This is a genomic window from Vibrio sp. T13N, from assembly GCF_032970445.1.
GTDB classification, from domain to species: domain Bacteria; phylum Pseudomonadota; class Gammaproteobacteria; order Enterobacterales; family Vibrionaceae; genus Vibrio; species Vibrio diabolicus.
Genome location: NZ_JAWJYE010000001.1, coordinates 520,099 through 541,326, shown reverse-complemented (window position 1 = coordinate 541,326; position 21,228 = coordinate 520,099). Strand labels below are relative to the sequence as shown.

Sequence of the window (21,228 nt, the reverse complement as noted above, 5' to 3'; positions counted from 1 at the left end):
ACCATTCTCTCTCCGAATGAGCGTTTTCAATGCTTCTCTAGCAAAAGAAAAGTGGAGATACCGTCAGAGTATGGCTATTGCGCCTTGAACTTGGTTTTATCCAACTGATGTTTTTTTAGTTTGTCGTACAAGGTTTTGCGTGATACCTGTAATTCTAGTTGAACCTCTTTGAGTCTGCCTCGGTGTCTTTGTAGTGCATCGAATAATAAGCAATATTCAAAGTATTCTGTGCGCTGAGTCATACTCTGAATTTCGATACTTTTTTCACTGTTCCAATCTTCCATTCGGAAGGTATCTGGCTTGAGTGCGCGAAGTTCTGCAAATTGGCGCAGCTGCTTTATATTCTCTGGCCATTCTAAATCGGTCAGATGTTTGACTTCTTCTAAGCTAATGTGTGGCGGTTGAAGCTGATAACGGCTCGCTGCGTGGCGTACAAAATGCTTGTATAAAGGTCCAATGTCTTCTTTTCTTTCATCGAGTGTCGGCAAGTGAATTAGAGTAGCCAGGGCTTTGATAGACGGATCGACTTGGGTTGTTGCACCAAAAACACGCTCAAGTTTCGGGTGGTTAAATAAGCATTGCCATTGTTCATATAACACATGCTCAGCACTATGTAAGTACAAGCTGCAATGGCTTTTTCCTTCAATCAAGCGATGTATGGCTTTATCGAGAGCTTCTAATGAAAGCTCATAGAGATCCTCACCAGAAGCGGCGATTAACTCGCTGTCTGGCGTTGCATGTATGTCGTGGGCAAATTGTGCGGCGAGCCGGCGACCTGTGCCATCTTGACCAACAAAAATGAGCGGCTGGTTCGTTGGTGCGCTGATCAAAGCGCGACGAATGCTCACCATGGCTTTACTGTGACCAATCATTTTCGGACCAACGTGAGTTTGCATGTCGAGCTCTTTTTTAAGCCAGATGTTTTCCTGCAATAGATTCAACTTATCGCCAGCATTATTGAGCGACTTCATCAGTTGTTCTGTTGAAAAAGGCTTTTCGAGAAAGTCGTACGCGCCGCTTTTCATCGCATCTACCGCGGTTTTCACATCTCCATGTCCGGTAAGTACGATAAATTGAAAGTGATCGTTTTTACTTCGCAACGTTCGCATGAACTCCAATCCATCCATCACGGGCATATGGATATCGGTGATGATGATCGCTGGCGTATTTGGGTCGATAACGCGTAAGGCTTCCACGGCGTTTGGTAAGCAGGTGACGTCTATCCCTTCAATAAGTAGTGCTTGAGATACGGCATCACGAATATGTGGTTCATCATCAACAAAGAAAACGGGATTATTCATGGTTGTTTTCCACTTCTGGGTTGCGTTGGTTTTGGATAGCGATTGGCAGCGTTACGATAAAGGTCATGCCTCCTGCTTGTTGTTCCGTGTTCTGATGTTTATAAGCACTGAGTGAGCCGTGATAGCTTTCTAAAATGCGTTTGGAGATGGTCAAACCTAATCCTAAGCCCTCTGGCTTAGTCGTAAAAAATGGGTCAAAGACTTTTGCTAGGGCTTCGTCCGACATGCCGGGCCCGTTGTCGGAAACAAGAATGTCACAGTTGTCATCATGACACTGAACGGCAATAGATATTTGCGGATCAATGCAGTAGTTTTCCATCGCTTGTGCAGCATTATGGAAGAGATTGATCAGAACTTGCTCTAACTCAACGCTGTGAATTGCTAGCTTCACATTATAATCGATAGCTGGGACTTTTAATGTCACCCCTTGTTTAATGAGTTTGTTGCTCAAAATGCTGGTGGCAGTATGTACTGCGTCATGCAGTACCGCGATTTCATTGTGTGAATCGTGCGTGGCTTTCCGAGTAAAGACTTTTAAGCGAGCGATCACTTCCGAAATGGTGTCATTGAGTGTCAGCATTTTGCCCAAATTGTCGGCGACCATTGGGTATTTTTCCATTGCCAACAAACGCTGCGAGTTTTCGGTATAGGTTCTTAGTGCGGAAAGTGGCTGATTTATCTCATGATTAATACTGGCAGACAGCTCGCCCAATAGTGCCAATTTCGCGGCTTGAGTCAATTCTTGTTGTGTTTGTTTAAGCTCTTGTTGGCTTTGCTCATATTGGCGGATGGTCTGCTGTAGCTTTTGGTTGGCTTCACTCAGCACTAGTGTCCGTTGCACTACTTTTTCTTCTAGGCTCACATTAAGGTCGGCTAGGCGAGCCTTGTTCACGAGTGTTTGGAACCACGCCAACGCAATCAGCGCAATGAGCGCATATAGAATCAGAAAGACGACATCAGCCTGTAACACGGCGGCAAGGACGGTGTTGTGGTTTATCAAGGCCACGACGCGAAATCCTTTATCCAATACATGTGTCGCGTATGCGAGGTAATTGGGTGAGAGGAGCAATTGATTATCAGCAAACTCGCTGACGCCACTTTGCGCGGTAAGCTCACCAAAATACTCTGGTAAGGTATCGCCATACTGACGCGTTTCGGTAAGCTCGTTTATCGCACTCGGTGACAGCGGGAAAAGTGCACGATAGCGCCAGTTAGGCAAATTGCTCATAAACACGACATTGTGTTTATCCGTGATGAGTACGTCCGTCGTGGTTTGCGAAAGACGCTGTTCTAACTGCTCCAAATTCACTTTTACCGTGATCACGCCAACGACCTCATCATTTACCCAAAGCGGGGATGAGAAGAAGTACCCACGTTTATTTGAGCGAACGCCTAACCCGACATATTGAGCGGGTTCACCGCGTCGCGCATTTTTAAAATAGGGACGATAGCTAAAGCTGGAACCAACAAACGTATCTTCTTGCTGAAAGTTACTTGAGGCAATGACTAACCCTGTGCGGTCATGAACGTAAATCGTATCGGCCAAACTTTGTTTCAACCAATCTGCTAACAATAGGTTGAGCTCGTGAGAGGGCGCTCCGCGTTCTACTGCTTTGAGTAATCTCGGATCGTGACTTAATAGGTTTGGTATCTGTTCAAACTTTGCCAGCTCGTAGTCGACTTCTTGCGACACTTGCGCTGCTTGTCTCTCTAGCTTTTGTTGCCACTGATCATGTTGGTATTGAGTTGCGTAATGATGAGTAAGCGCGAGCCCTGAAATGCCAACGGCACACAGTAGCAATAGAAAATGGCGTAGGGCTTTAGGGTTGAGTAAGTTCACGATCAGCTCACTGGTTTTTTGTGTCATGGTATCAAATGACACACTGTGATGCTGTGAGCGGCAACGATAACAAGCACAATGATGTCCTTGTATTTCCTCAGTATCGGGAGCACAATCGACAAAAACGAGTGAAGGAGTAAAGATGGAACTTGCTGATATTCGTCGTGAGTACACCAAAGGTGGGCTACGTCGTAAAGATTTGAAAGCTGATCCTATTGATCAATTTAATCTGTGGCTAGAGCAAGCAGTTGAAGCGGGTTTAACGGATCCGACTGCGATGACAGTTGCAACGGTTGATGAAAATGGCATGCCGTTTCAACGCATTGTTCTATTAAAAAACGTCGACAAAAATGGCTTTGTATTTTACACCAACCTAGGCAGTCGCAAGGCCCAGCAGCTTGAGCATAACAGCAATATTAGTTTGCACTTCCCTTGGCATCCGTTAGAGCGTCAGGTTCATATTACTGGTGTGGCGGAAAAGCTCACCGCCGTAGAAAATATGAAATACTTTACTTCTCGTCCAAAAGAGAGCCAATTAGCCGCAATCGCGAGCAAGCAAAGTAGCCGTATTTCTGCTCGAGGCGTATTAGAAGGTAAGTTTTTAGAGCTAAAACAGAAATTTGCGAAGGGTGAAATACCGGTTCCAACCTTCTGGGGTGGCTTTCGCGTAAAACCACAGAGCATCGAGTTTTGGCAGGGTGGTGAACATCGTCTTCATGACCGCTTTCTTTTCTCCCAACATGATGGAAGTTGGGACATTGACCGTCTAGCGCCATAAACTCTCTTGCCTCATGAATAAACAAACACCGTCACTTGGGCGGTGTTTTTGTAGATGGAAAGTGGCGCGAATTATCGTTCTCCATTCAACACTACCGATAATTGATGCTTAAGCAGCGTTTTGGGTACAACAGAGCCGTAGCCAGCTTCCATTGCTTTATCTATTAGTTCGTTCTTGCTGTTCGCTGCAAACTTATTACGTAAGCGTGCGACGTGTCCTTCAACGGTTTTTGTTGATATGCCCATGACCTGAGAGATGAATTGTGGCTTCTTGCCGTAGAGCAGGAGGAAAAGCGTTTCTTGCTCGCGACATGTGAGTTTCTCTGGTTTTGGTTGTAAATCAGAGAAACGAAAGATGGATTGCTGATTAGGGTTGGTGCTGATTGCACGACAAACCCAATACCCCACTTCAATCACGGCGGTGTCGGTGAGTTCTCTTCCGTAGAAAATGGTCCCTACGATGTTACCATTGTCATCTCGCCACGGTGTTTTAGTAAAGATATGCGCTCGCCAGCGGCCATCTGGATAAGGATGTATATCAAGAATTTTGAGTGACTCACCAGTTTCGATGACGTGTTTATCTTGGCGTTGAAATTCTTGTGCACATTCAGTGGTTGGGCTTGCCATCTCAAAATCAGTTTTACCGACGCACTCCTCGGGCGACGTGTGTCCCAACAGTTCTGCGTATTCCTGATTTACGTAGCGGAATACCGAATCTTTATCTTTGCATCCCCAACAACCTGGTAGCTGTTTAAGGAGGGATTGTTCTATGGTATCGACTGAAATATTCACAAAAGGACTCACTACATACTGCTTTTACCAATACAGCGACGTTTGTGTTGCGTTGTTAATATTGACATTGCCAAGTAGGCAGTCACGTTGCTAGAACACGTTCGTTGATTGGCGCTCAATCCAATTAAGTTCATGGTGTTCGATATTTTCGTCACACAGCGACAAACAACAACGAAATTGAACGAAGAATTTAATTGGGAAAATGGTCTGTTTCATTACAGATATGTGCGCTCACGGATGTCCGCCTGATGTTCGGCTTACAACTCGTATCGTCCTTGATCATGCTTCCTACAACTCAGTTGTAATTTAGTTGGCGTTCATATCACTCATCGAGAGGGAGAACGGCGCCTAAGTCATATGAGAGGGACAGTGAGACGAAAGCTATAATATCAGCTTATGCCATTGTTTTCATTGTTGAGAAGCGAAAAAAAAGCCAGCCTGAAGACGGGCTGGCAACACAAGATATAATCTTGTCGACGTGTAGAAGAGGTTCTAAATTACCTAGCGAGGGTCTGCTAAGTAAGTTAGAGGTATCAATGAGATACCGAGAGCTTTAGATCGTATGCATCTTAAAGCTCGAGGACTAATGTATTGAATCAGAAGCATATTAGTAAGGGGGGAAATCCCTCTATGTTGATTTCAAGAGGTGGCTTTGATCTGTTTATGAGGCGATTTATCTATTTTGAACCGCAGTGTTCTACCAAATAACGGATTGTTCGGTAACAAGGATCTTTATATCTATTGGTTATGTATACGTAAGGTGCTTCTATCTATCCGTTTTTGTTAATAAAATTGGTTGCTCATTGACCGTAAGTTAACCTCGCATGATCATCGTTCCGGAACTATGATCATGTAAACCAACTTGATCATGCTGTTTTGATCTTGTGCGATTGAGTTGGGGAAAAGTTGCAACCCAACAAGGAAGGTATATGATGCCAAGACGTAAGCTGACCGTGTAAAGACGACTGTTTAAAATGAGTGATTCAGATAACCCCAAAGCCCCGCCATATCAAGAGATTATGCTGCCTAAGCCAGCAGAACTGATCACACTTCCGTCTTATATGGATTGCCATGATCATTCTTACACACAGATCGTGATTGGTTTAAAAGGACAAGCCGAATTTGAAGTGCGTGGACGAGGTAATCTTGTCGGTCCTGGCCAAGGTTGTGTGGTAACCGCATGCTCTGATCATGCTTTCGGTGGCGTCATTAATCAATCGGATATTTTGGTGTTGAATATGCCAAAACCAACAAATGATGATCCTGAAATGCTGCAGAAAATCAATAATCTGGAGAGAGACCATGTCTACTTTCAGTTAGACGGTCAAATTCAGAAGCTGATACAGATGTTGGTTCAGGAAATGCGAAACCATCCGGATGATCTGCTGTTAAGTCGCGCGTGCAATGACACCGTGATTGCATTAATGCAGCGCCATATCTCGGCATTTGAGACTAGCCGAAAAGAGTCACGCTTTGATTTGGAGGCGATTGACCGCTACATCGAGCAGCACCTTAGCCATAAAATCAGTGTGGCTCAGTTAGCGGGACGAGTGTTTCTTGGGGAAAGTCAGTTCCATTGCTTGTTTAAGGAGCAGATGGGGATTACACCTCATCAATATGTTCTCGGAAAGCGTATCGACATGGCTCGTGAATTAATCGAGCAAGGCCACCTTTCTTTAGGGCAAATTGCCGAATTCACTGGTTTCTCAAGCCAGAGTACGTTTACTCATACTTTTACTCGCTTACAGGGAATATCGCCATCCCGTTATAAAAAACAAGTTGGATAACAACGCGTATTTTTAGGTCAAATTAGCAGCAATCAGAACAAAGCCATGCAATATGCATGGTTTTTTGTGTTTTATTCACGTGACCTATCTCTCGTTTTGTTAAATTCTCTGTCCTTTGGTGTGACTGATATGCCACTTGATCCTACATTTTCTCTTAGAGCGGACGCTTCACAAAAATCTTATTGATATTCTTGACATTTTGTTGTGATTGCAATGAAAAAATTAAAATTTACAACACAAAATATTACCTATTTGAATGTGACTATGTGGATGTTTTGTTATAAAAGCGAGTTTTTGGCAAAAATGTCGTAGTTTTTGACAAGTATTCTTATCGGCCTCAAAATACACTGCCAGCCATTGATAATCCTCGAAGCGGTTTTCGAGGAGTGAGATTGAGGAACACACATGTTTACAGCTACGAACGTGTTGACACCGGAATTTATCGGGCAGCCGCTTGATAAGTTGTGGTCACTGATCTCGCCATTGTATATGGTGGACGAGTCTCAATGGCTAGAGCAACTATTGCCACTAGCGACGCCGACAGAGGATGAAAAATCGGCGATCACTACCCAAACGACTCAACTTATCGAAGCCATTCGTGCCGATAAGAAGTCAATCCAGATGATTGATGCTCTATTGTTGGAATACAGCTTAGATACTCAAGAAGGTATCTTGCTGATGTGTCTTGCAGAAGCATTAATGCGCATCCCAGATGCCGCGACAGCAGATTCTTTGATTAAAGATAAGTTGAGCGTCGCAGACTGGAAATCTCACCTGAAAAACTCTGACTCTGTGTTTGTTAACGCATCAACATGGGGACTTATGCTAACAGGTAAAGTGGTTGGCCTTGGTGAGCAAGGCACCCAGAGCCCAGGTCAGGCTGTAAACCGTCTGGTAAATAAATTCTCTGAGCCTGTGATTCGTAAAGCCATGTATCAGGCAATGAAGATCATGGGTCACCAGTTTGTTCGTGGTCGTACGATCGAAGAAGCGCAAAAGAACGGTCGCCCAATGCGCGACAAAGGTTTCACCTACTCATTTGATATGTTAGGTGAGGCGGCGTTAACTACAGCGGACGCGAACAAGTACTTCAAAGATTACCTAATGGCGATCGAAGCGGTAGGTCGAGAGACTTACGGCAATGACACCAGTCCTGCGCCTTCGATTTCCATCAAGCTTTCTGCATTACACCCGCGCTACGAAGTCGCAAATGAAGAACGTGTAATGACAGAGTTGTATGACTCACTAATGCAGCTATTGAAACGTGCAATTGAAGTCGACGTTGCAATCACAATCGATGCAGAAGAAGCGGATCGTCTTGAGCTTTCTCTGAAGCTATTTGAGAAAGTGTACCGTAGCGATCTTGTGAAAGGTTGGGGCAAGTTTGGTTTGGTTATTCAAGCCTATTCAAAACGTGCTCTACCAGTCTTGGTGTGGCTAAACGCACTCGCAAAAGAGCAGGGTGACCTTATTCCGCTGCGTTTGGTTAAAGGCGCGTACTGGGACAGCGAAATCAAGTGGTCTCAACAAGCGGGTTACGCTAATTACCCGGTATACACTCGCAAAGAAGCGACGGACGTTGCGTACCTAGCTTGTGCTCGTTTCCTACTTAGCGAAGGTGTTCGCGGTAATATCTACCCGCAATTTGCAAGCCACAATGCCCACACGGTGACGGCAATCGCCGTTATGGCTGAGCACAAAGAGTACGAGTTCCAGCGTCTACATGGTATGGGTGATTCACTGTATAACCATGTTATGGAAATGTATGGTCAGCCAGTACGTATTTACGCTCCTGTCGGTAGCCATGCTGATCTTCTTCCGTACTTGGTTCGTCGTCTGCTTGAAAATGGCGCGAACAGCTCTTTTGTACATCGATTGGTTGATGCGCGTTGTCCGATTTACGAGTTGACTCATCACCCTGTTGATGTGTTGACGGGTTTTGACACGCTACACAACGACAAGATCCCATTACCTGCCGACATCTTCCCTGAGCGTAAGAACTCATACGGCGTCAACATTGATATCGACAGTGAGGCGAAGCCATTTGAAGCGCAAGTAGAAAGCTTCATGGACAATCAGTGGGTTGCAGGCCCGATGATCAATGGTGAGCGTTTTGCCGAAAGCATGATCAAGGAAAATGCGGCTGAGATCATCACCGCACCGTACGATCGCCGAATTGAAGTCGGCAAGGTGGCATTTGCAACTCTTGATCATGTTTCCGCTGCAATTGATGCGGCGCAAACTGCTTTCTCTGATTGGAAAGGTGTTCCTGTTGAGCAAAAAGCGGCTTGTTTAGAAAAGCTTGCTGACTTAATGGAAGAAAATCTGGCTGAGCTGGTAGCGATTTGTCACAAAGAAGCGGGCAAGACGATTCACGATAGTATTGATGAAGTTCGTGAAGCAGTGGATTTCTGTCGTTATTACGCGAAACAAGCGCAAAACCTACAGCCATTTGAGCTAGAGGGTTTCGATGGTGTGAAACGCATTTCTAGCCGTGAAGGTCTTGGTGTGTTTGTGTGTATCAGCCCTTGGAACTTCCCGCTGGCTATCTTCCTTGGTCAGGTAACGGCAGCACTGATTGCAGGTAACACTGTGGTTGCAAAACCTGCTGAGCAAACAAGCTTAATCGCCGCTCGCGCTATTGAACTAATGCTTGATGCGGGTTTCCCTGCTGGTGTGATTCAGTTACTTACTGGTCGCGGCGCTGAGATCGGCCATGCACTGACTTCTCATGATGCCATTGCTGGTGTGGCATTCACTGGTTCAACGGCAACTGCGCAACGCATTAACGTCACGCTTGCGGAGCGCAGCGCGAAACCGGTTCCGTTTATTGCGGAAACAGGTGGTCAAAACGCAATGATCGTGGACAGTACTGCATTGCCAGAGCAGGTGGTGCGTGATGTGATTCGTTCAGCGTTTGCATCTGCCGGTCAGCGTTGTTCTGCCCTTCGTGTTCTATTTGTACAAGAAGATGTAGCAGACCGTATGATCAACCTGATTCAAGGTGCGATGAACGAGCTGCATGTTGGTTTACCTTACCTACACAAAACGGATGTTGGTCCGGTTATCGACAGCAATGCAAAACAAAAACTCCTTGCTCACCTTGAGCAAATGAGCAAAACACAGACTAAAGTCGCTCAGCTACAGCTGGATGAATCGTGCCAGCATGGTGACTTTGTCTCACCAAGTGCGTTTGAAATCTCGGGCATCGATGTGCTGAAAGAAGAACAATTTGGTCCAATCTTGCACATTGTTCGCTTTAAAGCGTCTGAATTACCGAACGTGGTTGCGCAGATCAACAAGACGGGTTTTGGCTTGACGATGGGTATCCATAGCCGTAACGAAACCACGTACCGTTGGATTGAGAAACACGCTCGAGTAGGTAACTGCTACATCAACCGAGACCAAGTTGGTGCTGTGGTTGGTGTACAGCCGTTTGGTGGTCAAGGCTTGTCGGGTACTGGCCCGAAAGCTGGTGGTCCACACTACCTATTCCGCTTTACTCAACATCTTCTTGCTCAAGCAGAAAACGCATAAGGAGTCGCATTATGGTTCATCAGATCACCTATTTTAACGATGCATTCTCTGCGTGGGAGCAGTGGAATCTGACTGATTTTGATTACAAATGCGAGCATGTTCTGGCATTTAAATCTGCATTAGAAGGGCAGCAGTCTACCGTTGCCAAAGTGGTTTCTTACCACTTGCAACAAGCATCAACTCTTCTTGCAGAAACTCACCAGTTAGTTGGCCCTACAGGGGAAACTAACGAACTGTATGCCGCAGGACGCGGTGTGGCTTTGGTGATTTGTGAAAACAACATCGAGCCTGCTGATAATGCGTTATACAGTGCTTTTGCAATGATCACCTGTGCCTTAATTGCAGGCAACAGCGTGGTCGTTTGCAGTGACAATGCAGAGCTAAACCAACTGGTTAAGCAAGCTGTAGCGTTGGCAAACTTCCCATCTAACTTAGTCCAGGTTGTTGCGTACGATGCGTCTGCCCCGTTGCTTGAGAGCGATGTACGTAGTGTGGGTTATGTTGGGCGTTCACAGGTTGAGCATGCGCTCAATCTTCAACTAGCTAAGCGTGACGGTGCAATCGTCGGCTTAGTTTCTGAAACGGATTTAGAGTCACCGAAATTGGCTCATGATCCTCATCTCTCGTTGCGCTTCATTACCGAGCGCACTCGAACGATAAATATTACCGCGGTGGGTGGTAACGCGACTCTACTCGAGTTGGGGAACGAAACTCACTAACCTGACTTGTGATACCAATCTGGAGTAACTGGACTGAGAGCCGGTCCAGATTGGTTTCTTATACTCTGATGTATTGCTGAGACGGTAAAATATCAGGGCAGGCAAGGAAGGAAATAATTATAACGAGGACTATCTAATGATAGAAAATAGCTTTGCTATCACGTCCACTTTTGTGGCGTATTTACTGATTATGGTTGCTATTGGCGTTTACGCGTATAAGAGGACTTCCAATTCATCTGATTACTTCCTAGGTGGCCGTAGCCTAGGTCCGTGGCCTGCTGCATTATCTGCAGGTGCTTCAGACATGAGTGGTTGGTTGCTGCTAGGCTTGCCTGGCTATGCGTACGCTGCGGGTATCGAGGCCTTCTGGTTAGCCGGCGGTCTACTTCTTGGTACATGGGCAAACTGGCTCATCAGTGCAAAACGCCTACGTACCTACAGTATCCAAACTGACGCGTTAACGTTGCCAGAGTTCCTGTCACGTCGCTTCAACGATAAGTCGAAACTGATCCAGACAATCTCTGCGTTTTTCATTCTTCTATTTTTCCTTTTCTACACCAGCTCAGGTTTGGTCGCAGGGGGCAAACTGTTTGAGACGGTATTCGGTCTAGATTACACCTACGCTGTTATCATCGGTACGGTGTGTGTGGTTTCTTACACACTATTCGGTGGTTTCCTTGCGGTATCTTGGACTGACTTAGTGCAAGGCTTGCTAATGGCGGCTGCGCTAATGATTGTTCCTGTTGCAGTAATGGACGGTGGTCTAGGTCAGCTAACTTCTGATCTGCATGACATCAACCCAGAACTTGCAACGCTATGGAATGACGCCAAAGGCGAACCACTGTCTGCGATTGCGATCATCTCTTTAGCGGCATGGGGTCTTGGTTACTTTGGCCAGCCACACATCCTAGCGCGTTTTAAAGCGTCTCGTTCAAACAAAGATCTAACGACTGCACGTCGTATCGCTGTGATTTGGACTGCACTATCTATGGTTGGTGCAATGCTTGTTGGTCTTGTCGGTCTGGTTTGGGTTACGGGTCATCCGGGCACTCAACTAGAAGATGGCGAGAAGATCTTCATGCTATTGGTTAACGCAGTATTCCACCCTGTCGTTGCGGGTATGTTGTTAGCAGCAATCCTCGCGGCGGTAATGAGTACAGCAGACTCACAGCTTCTTGTTTCATCTTCAGCGCTTGCAGAAGATTTCTACAAGCAAGTATTCAAGCCAGAAGCCTCTTCTGAAGAAATCGTAATGATTGGCCGTATCGGCGTTATCGTGATTTCGCTTGTTGCGCTATTCCTAGCAATGACACCAGATAGTTCAGTACTTGGTCTTGTTTCTTACGCTTGGGCTGGCTTCGGTGCTGCATTTGGTCCTGCGGTTGTACTTAGCCTTTACTGGAGCGGTATGAACCGTAATGGCGCACTAGCAGGTATCCTTGTTGGTGGTATCACTATCGTAGTTTGGAAGCAGCTAACTGGCGGTTGGTTTGATGTGTATGAAATCGTACCGGGCATCATCTTCTCTACGCTTGCTATCATTGTGGTAAGTAAAGCAACGGGCGGTGCTGCGCAAGACGTATTAGACCAACATCAATCGTACGAGAAGAAACTAGTTGAACTAGACTAATTACTTCCTTTACGAACACAAAGCCCGCTTATACAGCGGGCTTTGTTTTATCTGAATTTAATAAACGTTAATGGTGATTGCTTGAGGCCAGATTTTCACGTCGCTTTATTCATTGTGAGTGTGTTAGTCACGACGAACTTTGGCGTAAATGACGGTGTTACTCAGCTCGCCAGAAGACGCACGCCGAGCATTGCGTAGCTCACCTTCAAACTCATACCCACAGCGCTCAGCAACCGCACGGCTTTTGCGGTTATTCGCATCGGCTAAAATCGCGATTCTTTTCGCGTCCAACGCTTCGAATGCATAGTTTTCAATCGCCGCTACCGCCTCAGAGATATAACCGTAGCCTACCGCGCGATCATCAAGCCAATAGCCAATTTCAAATGCCGGTATCTCTTGATCATGGATCATTAACCCAATGGCGCCGAGTAAACGATCGCTTTCCTTGTCGATTAGGTAGTAGCGTAACTCTTCTTCGAAGTTTTCAAAGTTTGCGATGGCTTTCTCTGTTCCTGCAATCATCGCTTCTAAAGTGAGCACGTGAGGTACCCATGGCAGGTAAACTTCAAGCGTTTTTTGGCTACGAACAACGGCCTGATGTGCTTCTTCTGCACGTTCCAAGCAAGCTGGGATGAGCTTTAAACGTTTGGTTTCCATGTCGAATCTCCTAGGCTTTTATACTCCAATCGTCTCGTAATGCAGGATTCAGAGCGTTATCACTAAAAATCATTTAAACAGAAACACTTAGAGACATCTAGCCTTCGCAAGAACATTATTCACTTGGTTTGTAAGGGAGAAGCTGAGAGAATTGAGGCGTTATAAACATAAAATGGTTTAATATGAAACTTCTAGTAAGAAACTTAGCTCGTGAGACGACAGAGCAAGACATCCGTACTCTGTTCTCAAACTACGGCAAAGTTGAGCTTTGCACCGTCGTGCTTGATCAAGAAACGGGTTTATCAAAAGGGTTTGGTTTTGTGATCATGCCGGATGAAGCCGAAGCCGTTGCGGCGTTGGAGGCACTAAACCTGTCTTCAGTACACAAGAGCAAGATTCGTGTGAAAGTCGCACAAGACTAGTATTTATGCCTTTCAAGGTGAAAGATAAAACCAGCTGAGAGGCTGGTTTTTTAGTGCCTTAATTTTGAGAGGTCGCTACGGTTACTTGAGGCGAAAATATTTGCTGGTATACACAGACTTCTCGTTCTTTTCCCTGCATTTTGATGATGTGATTGTCGATATACGTCATGCCCAACTTTTGAATGACTGATTGGGATTGTCTGTTTTCGACCAAGTGCATCGCTTTTAGGCCCGATAACTCAAAATGTGGTCTGGCGAATTGAATTAAAGCCATTGACGCTTCTTGAGCCAACCCATTCCCCCAATAATCGACGCCAAGCCAATACCCTAATGTGCCGACTCCCTCGGAGATGTTTAGCAGACTAACAGCACCAATTAACGCATCGTCTTGACGTTGAGTAATGGCATATATGACCCCACTACGTTGGTGATATAGGCCAACATGGCTCTTAATCCAAACTTGTGCCATCGGCTCTTCATAGGGATGAGGAATATTTGCCGTCATATCTGCAATGCTCTTGTCTCCTGCGAGTCGTGCGACTTTTTCGCTGTCTGTCGGATGAAATGGGCGAAGAATAAGCCTTTGTGTCGTGAGTGTTGGTTGAAGCGTCATCGTGCGTCCTTGAGATGCGTCAGTATCGTGGAAATTGCAGATTCACACTGTAAATCAGGCATGTTTAAACAACTAAGTAATGCCTGAATAGGAAATGTGAGTGAAAGCCATATTTAAAACGCCATAGAACTGTTCATTGCAGATTGAAATAGCGAGTAGCAACAATTGCTTATGTGTGATGTGTCGTATTATTACACACATAAGTGCGTTCGTTCATAATAATGGTACAAAAGTTGAGGTCTGACCAATGTCTCAATTTTTTGATACTTTCGTCCAATTTTTTGAAGATAGGGCACAAAAAATTAAAGGGGCTTTTTTATTGTGGAATTATTTTGAACAAAATATGTCAATTGTCAGTAGTACTGAAAAACAGGGAGAAGAGAAATGCCGGATATATATTGCGCAGCTTGTAGAAAATCAACGCAACATAAAGTGATCATGAAGCGTTGCGAGCCACAGCCCGTTGATTCGTTGACAGGTAAAGTGGTGAGTTTTACACAGCTGATGGCGAAATTTGTATCAGGTGAACACTACTACGAGATGGAACCACAATACTACTGCCGATGCTGTAATCATCGTGCAATTGGAGAAGTGATTCCTCATCCTACCAGGCATACGTCGGCAGCTCTCTAATTCAGAGCGATAGCTATGATTAATAGCTAAACAGGGCGGCTTGTCCCGCACGCCAGATCTATAAAGGCGTATCACACGCTTTCAAATTTGCGACTCTACGGGAGCCGCTAGATTACTTTTGTTCTTCATACTCGGTTATGGAGAGAGCGGCAGTAATCGCAGCCCTTTCCTTCCTTAGTTATTTTCTAATTATTCTCTGCTGAATTTCACATGCTGTGCATTTGATGGTTTGCAATTGTTTAAGCAACGATTAATGTGATGCTTCCTGAGTGGTTACAAGGATGTGGTTAATGAGTTACCAATTGGACCGGATTGATTTACACATTTTGAGAGTGCTTCATTCAAGAGGCAGAATTCCAGTTGTTGAACTCGCAAAGCAGATCAACTTAACGACCTCGCCGTGTTCTGACCGCGTGAAGCGGCTAGAAAAAGAGGGGTATATCAATGGCTACCATGCGGAGCTGAATGCGGAAAAATTAGGGTTGGATGTGCAAGTATTCATCCATATTCGCTTAGACCAAACCAGTTTTTCCATTTTTGAAAAGTTTGCGAAAGCCGTCGAATTGATGCCGGAAATTGAAGAGTGTTATTCGCTCTCTGGGGACTTCGATACCATGATAAAGGTTCGTGTTAAGAGTATGAAAGCGTATCAGGAGTTTATGTCGAGTAAGTTAGGCACGCTTCCGGGCGTGATCCAGACTCGTAGTGAAGTGGTAATTGAAGAACATAAAACAGGATTTGGCGTGAACCCGGAGCTCCTTGGTTAGGCGAGGCTGATGTCTATGACTACAGCGCTTATGCGTTGAGCATATTATTTAACGTGACTTGGCGGATTACTTTTTCAAGATCAAAAAGGAGCCGAAGCTCCTTTTTGATAAATCGGTGAGCGACTATGCGCCGATAAAGGTGCTGATAACGCCAATTAAACCGCCAAAAACACCGCCCCAAACGACTAGCCAGCCAAGGTGTTCTTTAATCATTTTTTGCACTATTTCTTTGACCAGTGCGGGTGTTAATTCGCTCAAGCGCTGATCAATGATGCCTTCAATGTTCTGCTTTATCTCATCCATCATAGCAGGAGACTCGAACTGCTCTTTCAGTGCTTCTTTGATGTTATCGCTCTTGCTCAACTCAATAATGGATTCTTGCATCTTTTCGACGAAAGGCTGCCGCATAGGTTGTAATGCCTCCGCGCCGCCAAACATCGCTAGCATGCCGCCAAATTGAGAGCCTTCGATCACTTCTACCAAAGAGTCAAACGCTGGGTTTAAATCCACTTTCTCAATCACAGGTTGAAGATCGATGTTTACACCGCCCGCCATTTCTTTGTTCAAGAATCGATCGATGTTCGCTTCGGTAAAGAACTGCTCCATCATCAAGTTTTTGATAGCCAGTTTAAACTCTTCAAATCGCGCGGGGATCACGCCAGAACCGTATAATCCAGGCACTTTTTCAAACAGCATGTAGATGGCAAGCCAGTTAGTGATGGCGCCTGAGAACGCAAACAGCCCCGCATACCAAAGGTAGTCGTTTTGTAATTGATGACCTCCAGCCATCAAAGCGATAGCGAGGACATTCGTTAGCAAACTTTTGTTCATAGTGACCAGTTATATGTGAATATCGGAATAAATAAGTGGGCCTGATTCTATACCTAAGTCACATTGAGATGCTAGGTTTTGCCGTGATGAGTGACCGTGTTGCGAAGGGATAAAAATGGATGTACAGAAAAACAAAACCCGACAATTACTGTCGGGCCACTGCTTTTTCTTAGAAAAACTAAGATTCTATTTTTAATTTTAGATGCGGTAGATCTTACAACAAAGTTGGCATTTCCATCTTTCTGAGTAGCCGAATAGCTTGTCAGCCCAACTTGGTTTGAGTTGTACGATCTGCATTGAACCACATTTACACATAAGCTAATTACCTTATTGTTAATCTAATAACTAAGCCACCTATTGAGTATAGCTGCTTCTCAAAAAGTGAAATGACAAATGAAGACAGCTCAAAACTCTGTATTGTGTTCATTGCAATGGATACGCAACGAGGCGGTATATTAGCAGAAAAAATGTGAGCTTTATCATGGAGAATGTTTCATATATGAGAAACTATAATGGCTATATGAGTATAGGGTTATCAATAAAAATGAAAAACGGCGCTTCATGCGCCGTTTTTATTGGGTTTCTCGCTAATTAAGAAACGTGTTGATTTTCTAACTCTTCAGCGATAAATCCGCCAGTTTGATGGGCCCAAAGCTGGGCATAAATACCGTTGTTCGCGATGAGCTCTTGGTGAGAACCTTGTTCAACAATACTGCCTTGATCAAGTACGATGAGGCGATCCATTTGTGCGATGGTCGACAATCGGTGCGCAATCGCAATAACGGTTTTTCCTTGCATTAACTCATTCAAGCTTTCCTGGATGGCTGCTTCGACTTCTGAATCCAGAGCCGATGTTGCTTCATCCAGTACCAACAATGGTGCATCTTTGAGTAGCACACGAGATATTGCGATACGCTGACGTTGGCCGCCAGACAGTTTCACACCACGTTCACCAACTTGCGCATCGTATCCGACATTACCAAATGGGTCGGTCAGTGTTTCGATAAACTCATGGGCATGCGCTTGCTTGGTGGCTTTCAACAAATCTTCTTCTGTCGCATCTGGGTTGCCATACAAAATATTGTCTCGAATCGAACGGTGTAGCAGAGAAGTATCTTGGGTCACCATACCGATCTTTGAACGCAAAGAGTCTTGTGTGACTTCTGAGATGTTCTTTCCATCGATCTTAATGCTGCCGTCTTCGACATCGTGGAAACGAAGTAACAAGTTCACCAAAGTTGATTTTCCGGCGCCGGAGCGCCCAACCAAGCCGACTTTCTCTCCTGGTTTGATGTTGAGATCGAGGTGGCTAATCACGCCTTTGTTCTCACCGTAATGGAAGCTGACGTTATCAAAGTGAATGCCACCTTCAGTGACTACTAAGTCTTTTGCGCCTGGTTTATCTTTAATATCAATAGGCTTAGAGAGCGTTTTCATTCCATCGACTACGGTTCCCATATTTTCAAAGAGGGCGCCAACTTCCCACATGATCCACATCGACATACCATTTACGCGTAATGCAAGGCTAACAGCAATCGCAATCGCGCCAACGCTGATGGCACTATCCAACCACAGGTAAATCGATAAAGCAGCAACGGAAAACACCAAAATATAGTTTGAGATCTCTACAGCAACGTCGAAGCCGGTCACTAGGCGCATTTGACGATAGACCGTATTCAAAAATCCCTTCATCCCTTGCTCAGCATATTGGGTTTCGCGCTGGCTATGAGAAAACAGTTTGACCGTTTGAATATTGGTATAGCTGTCGACGATGCGTCCTGTCATTGTCGAACGAGCATCGGCCTGCGCTGAAGCGACGTCTTTGAGCTTAGGAACGAAATAGATTTGGATAGCGATGTAAGCGAGCAGCCAGACGATCATTGGGATCATCAAACGCCAGTCTGCCGTCGCTAACATAATGATCATGCTGGTGAAGTAAACCGTAACATAAACAAATACATCCATAGCTTTCATGACGGTTTCACGCACAGCTAGTGACGTTTGCATGACTTTAGTTGCAACTCGGCCTGCAAAATCATCTTGATAGAAGTTTAAGCTTTGATTGAGCAAATACCGGTGTGCAAGCCAGCGGATAGACATTGGATAGTTGCCTAATAATGTTTGGTGAACGAGCAACGAATACACGATCACCAAAATGGGCATGACAACCAACAATAAGGTTCCGTAAAAAATCAAATCTGCTTTATTGTCTTGCAAGAACGTTTCTGGATTGCTGGTGGACAACCAATCAACCAATTGTCCCATCGCGCCAAACAACATAACTTCAACGACAGCAACAATCGTGGCCATCAAAGACATGATGATCAAAGGCTTTTCGTAGCCGCGGGTGTAATAACGTAAAAAAGCGAGCATCCCTGAAGGAGGCTGATCTGGTGTGGATTTGGGGAACGGCTCTGTAAAGCCTTCAAATCGTTTAAACATAACTCATCCTAAAGTTAAAACAGTGCCATTTGGGGTGGCTAAATCCATCGATTCACGCAGCTTTGGACGAAGTCGCGTGTATAAGAGTTTTTGGCTGCTCCTCGAGAAAGCAGACGGATTGACGAGAGGGGCGAAAAAATAGTCTAACCGATTGTGTTTTAAATGTAACTAGTTGGTTATGGGTGTGGTTGTCTATGGTTCTGATTCTTATGATGAATTCTTAGCATGTTCATCGCGATGCCATAAAACCTTAAACCTGCATAGTGACAATAAAATTTCGGGAGAAATAAGTTAAGTTCAGTGAAAATTACTTCTAGATAATTAAATTAATTGTGAAAACAGCAAAACTGAAGTTAACAATAAATTTACAATCTCCTCATTCTAGTGATAAGGAATGTATTGGATGCTATTACACGAATCAGTGACCCAATTTGCTAATGGGAAAGAAGAAAGCACGCAAAGTGCTCAGCGCCAAACCGCAAACTGCGTAGTGATGGTGCCACCGAAAGAGTTTCGTTTTAATGAAGAAACCGCACAAGATAATGAGTTCCAACATAAAGTGTCACTCAGCCAAGAAGAAGTCTCGCGTAGAGTGATGGCCGAGTTCGCGAGTATGGTAGCAACGCTGCGTCAAGAGGGCGTTCAAGTTGTTGAGTTTGATTATCCGGCTTCAGATGTTGCGACGCCAGACGCGGTATTTCCAAACAACTGGTTTAGCACTACGCCAGATGGCACGTTGTACACCTTTCCAATGGCCTGTGAAAACCGTCAAAAAGAAGTGCGTCCCGATGCGCTTGTGGCGGCACTAGCGCAAGCTGGGCGAGAAGTTCATCGACGTAGCAGCCTAACTGAATATCTTGATGAGCAAGCGTATTTAGAAAGCACGGGTGTGATGGTCTTTGACCACTTAAATAAAACGGTCTATGCCGCACTCTCACAACGTTGTGATCGTCTGGTTTTAGAAGATTACGCCGATCGTATTGGCTATGAACGAGTGATCTCTTTCCAAACTCGTTTGCCATCTGGTGCGCCTATTTACCATACCAACGTGATGATGGCTGTGGGTGAGCAGTTCTGCGTGATTTGTGACGAAGTGATCCCAGAATTTGAGCGTCGTTTTGTGATGAAATCACTCGCCAAAGATAAGCAAGTGATCTCTATCTCGATTGAGCAAATGAACCACTTCTGCGGCAACATTCTTCAGTTGGAAACCATCAATGGAGATAAAGTCATTGCGATGTCGCAATCGGCATACGATGCTTTCTCTCCTGCACAAAGAAATCAACTTGCGACGCACGGTAAATTGCTGCCATTCGACGTTTCTACCATAGAATCTATTGGTGGTGGTTCGGTTCGCTGTATGTTGGGTGAGGTATTTTTGCCTAGTCGACAAGCGGTGTTATAAACATATTGTGCAGTTTTGCTTGCACATGCAGGTGACGTTCATTCTCTCCCAAATAATAAAACCGTTAGCCTCGAGGCAGTACGAGGCTGACGGTTTCACTTTCTAGCTTCTTCCTAGGATATTCCGAGCTTAACCCATACTCTCGCGCAAAGACTTGATGTCTTTGGACGGTGGCGCACCAAATAAACGGCTGTATTCACGGCTAAATTGAGAAGGGCTTTCGTAACCCACTTTAAACGTAGTCGCCATGGCATCGAGGTTTTCTGTCAGCATTAAACGCCGAGCTTCGCTGAGTCTTAATTTCTTTTGAAATTGCAGTGGCGTCATGGATGTCATAGAACGAAAGTGGGTATAAAATGCCGATTTACTCATGCCACTGTATGCGGCTAACTCACTGACACTTAACGGCTTTACGAAATTATTCTTCAACCAATCAATGGCCTTCGCGATTTGATGGCTGTGACTTCCTGCAGTCACGATTTGATTAAGACGAGCGCCCTGTTCGGTGATTAACAGTCGATAAAAAATCTCTCGTTTAATAATCGGCGCTAAAATTTTGATGCTTTGTCCTTCATCCAGCAACTCTATTAAACGCAGAAAAGCGTCAAGTAATGGCTCCGACAACTCTCCAACCGCTATGCCTTTTTGTGCTTCTTTGCTTTGATTAAACGTCAGCTCACTATCGACAATAAGTTGAGATATTTCAGTCAGATCCAGCTCCATAATCACCCCTAAATAAGGTTTATCTTCACTGGCTTCAATGATATTGGCGATAATCGGCAAGTCGACAGAGGAGATTAAAAAGTGGTTCGCATCGTAAACAAAGCTATCTTCACCCAACAACACGCGCTTTCTCCCTTGAGCAATTAAGCAAATACTTGGGTTGTGGGTGTAGCTTGTCGGTGGTGTTGGAGTTGCCCAACGACTGAACCTTAATCCTGGAATTTCTGTGTCGTATTGGTTCGCGCCATTTGCCCATTTCTCAATGTGCTTGGCAAGCTTTTCTATTGCACTGGCCAGGGTTGACGAAGTGTTTGACGGTAGCTCTTGCATAGGTCAGTGCTCTCCTCTGGTT

17 protein-coding genes are annotated in these 21,228 nt (G+C 45.0%); 9 read left to right on the top strand and 8 right to left on the bottom strand.

The genetic code is table 11. The features are described 5' to 3' along the window. Positions 1-74 precede the first annotated feature (74 nt). Complete coding sequence (locus tag R2S67_RS02395; protein ID WP_317342006.1) at positions 75-1,301, bottom strand: sigma-54-dependent transcriptional regulator; 1,227 nt, start codon at positions 1,299-1,301, stop codon at positions 75-77. After that, positions 1,294-3,168: an ATP-binding protein gene (locus R2S67_RS02390; RefSeq protein ID WP_317342141.1), complete on the bottom strand. Its 1,875-nt coding sequence runs from the start codon at positions 3,166-3,168 to the stop codon at positions 1,294-1,296. The genes R2S67_RS02395 and R2S67_RS02390 overlap by 8 nt, the downstream gene beginning before the upstream one ends. A 115-nt stretch (positions 3,169-3,283) precedes the next feature. On the opposite strand from R2S67_RS02390, the gene pdxH reads away from it, so the two are divergent. Continuing rightward, positions 3,284-3,919 (top strand): pyridoxamine 5'-phosphate oxidase, encoded by a 636-nt coding sequence (pdxH, locus tag R2S67_RS02385; protein WP_005392142.1) that lies wholly within the window; start codon positions 3,284-3,286, stop codon positions 3,917-3,919. A 71-nt stretch (positions 3,920-3,990) separates the two neighbouring features. On the opposite strand, the gene R2S67_RS02380 is transcribed toward pdxH, so the two are convergent. Further along, the gene (locus tag R2S67_RS02380; protein ID WP_005392144.1) at positions 3,991-4,710 is read right to left on the bottom strand and encodes a PAS domain-containing protein; all 720 of its coding nucleotides are present in this window, start codon (positions 4,708-4,710) and stop codon (positions 3,991-3,993) included. A gap of 974 nt (positions 4,711-5,684) precedes the next feature. On the opposite strand from R2S67_RS02380, the gene R2S67_RS02375 reads away from it, so the two are divergent. The 4 genes from R2S67_RS02375 (at position 5,685) to putP (ending at position 12,383) form a co-directional block, all read left to right on the top strand. Then, positions 5,685-6,497 (top strand): AraC family transcriptional regulator, encoded by an 813-nt coding sequence (locus R2S67_RS02375; RefSeq protein ID WP_006740882.1) that lies wholly within the window; start codon positions 5,685-5,687, stop codon positions 6,495-6,497. 405 nt (positions 6,498-6,902) lie between these two features. Continuing rightward, the gene (putA, locus tag R2S67_RS02370; RefSeq protein WP_006740881.1) at positions 6,903-10,034 is read left to right on the top strand and encodes a bifunctional proline dehydrogenase/L-glutamate gamma-semialdehyde dehydrogenase PutA; all 3,132 of its coding nucleotides are present in this window, start codon (positions 6,903-6,905) and stop codon (positions 10,032-10,034) included. Positions 10,035-10,045: 11 nt separating this feature from the next. Then, positions 10,046-10,753 (top strand): 1-pyrroline-5-carboxylate dehydrogenase, encoded by a 708-nt coding sequence (locus R2S67_RS02365; protein ID WP_317342004.1) that lies wholly within the window; start codon positions 10,046-10,048, stop codon positions 10,751-10,753. Between the two features lie 136 nt (positions 10,754-10,889). Then, on the top strand, positions 10,890-12,383 hold the full coding sequence (putP, locus tag R2S67_RS02360) for a sodium/proline symporter PutP (RefSeq protein ID WP_193447572.1): 1,494 nt from the start codon (positions 10,890-10,892) through the stop codon (positions 12,381-12,383). Between the two features lie 123 nt (positions 12,384-12,506). On the opposite strand, the gene R2S67_RS02355 is transcribed toward putP, so the two are convergent. Next, complete coding sequence (locus R2S67_RS02355) at positions 12,507-13,040, bottom strand: GNAT family N-acetyltransferase (RefSeq protein WP_054866771.1); 534 nt, start codon at positions 13,038-13,040, stop codon at positions 12,507-12,509. A 182-nt stretch (positions 13,041-13,222) separates the two neighbouring features. Here R2S67_RS02355 and R2S67_RS02350 point away from each other — a divergent pair, with 182 nt between their 5' ends. Beyond that, a complete protein-coding gene (locus tag R2S67_RS02350; RefSeq protein WP_005392166.1) occupies positions 13,223-13,462 on the top strand; it encodes an RNA recognition motif domain-containing protein in 240 nt (79 codons plus the stop codon). A 58-nt stretch (positions 13,463-13,520) separates the two neighbouring features. Here R2S67_RS02350 and R2S67_RS02345 read toward each other — a convergent pair whose 3' ends face one another. Then, entirely contained in the window at positions 13,521-14,075 is a 555-nt protein-coding gene (locus tag R2S67_RS02345) for a GNAT family N-acetyltransferase (protein WP_317342002.1), read from the bottom strand. Positions 14,076-14,459: 384 nt separating this feature from the next. On the opposite strand from R2S67_RS02345, the gene R2S67_RS02340 reads away from it, so the two are divergent. Both R2S67_RS02340 and R2S67_RS02335 read left to right on the top strand, forming a co-directional pair. After that, positions 14,460-14,708 carry a hypothetical protein gene (locus tag R2S67_RS02340; protein ID WP_012842405.1) on the top strand — a complete coding sequence of 83 codons (249 nt, stop codon included), beginning with the start codon at positions 14,460-14,462 and terminating at the stop codon, positions 14,706-14,708. Positions 14,709-14,998: 290 nt separating this feature from the next. Beyond that, complete coding sequence (locus R2S67_RS02335; RefSeq protein WP_006740877.1) at positions 14,999-15,475, top strand: Lrp/AsnC family transcriptional regulator; 477 nt, start codon at positions 14,999-15,001, stop codon at positions 15,473-15,475. A 123-nt stretch (positions 15,476-15,598) separates the two neighbouring features. On the opposite strand, the gene R2S67_RS02330 is transcribed toward R2S67_RS02335, so the two are convergent. Together R2S67_RS02330 and R2S67_RS02325 are read right to left on the bottom strand one after the other, a co-directional pair. Beyond that, a complete protein-coding gene (locus R2S67_RS02330; RefSeq protein WP_317342000.1) occupies positions 15,599-16,306 on the bottom strand; it encodes a DUF445 domain-containing protein in 708 nt (235 codons plus the stop codon). A 591-nt stretch (positions 16,307-16,897) separates the two neighbouring features. Continuing rightward, complete coding sequence (locus R2S67_RS02325) at positions 16,898-18,748, bottom strand: ABC transporter ATP-binding protein (protein WP_317341999.1); 1,851 nt, start codon at positions 18,746-18,748, stop codon at positions 16,898-16,900. 403 nt (positions 18,749-19,151) lie between these two features. Here R2S67_RS02325 and R2S67_RS02320 point away from each other — a divergent pair, with 403 nt between their 5' ends. Next, positions 19,152-20,153 (top strand): arginine deiminase-related protein, encoded by a 1,002-nt coding sequence (locus tag R2S67_RS02320; protein ID WP_085342453.1) that lies wholly within the window; start codon positions 19,152-19,154, stop codon positions 20,151-20,153. Between the two features lie 129 nt (positions 20,154-20,282). Here the strand turns inward: R2S67_RS02320 and R2S67_RS02315 are convergent, their stop codons facing one another. Continuing rightward, positions 20,283-21,206 carry an AraC family transcriptional regulator gene (locus tag R2S67_RS02315; protein WP_237308914.1) on the bottom strand — a complete coding sequence of 308 codons (924 nt, stop codon included), beginning with the start codon at positions 21,204-21,206 and terminating at the stop codon, positions 20,283-20,285. Positions 21,207-21,228: the final 22 nt, after the last annotated feature.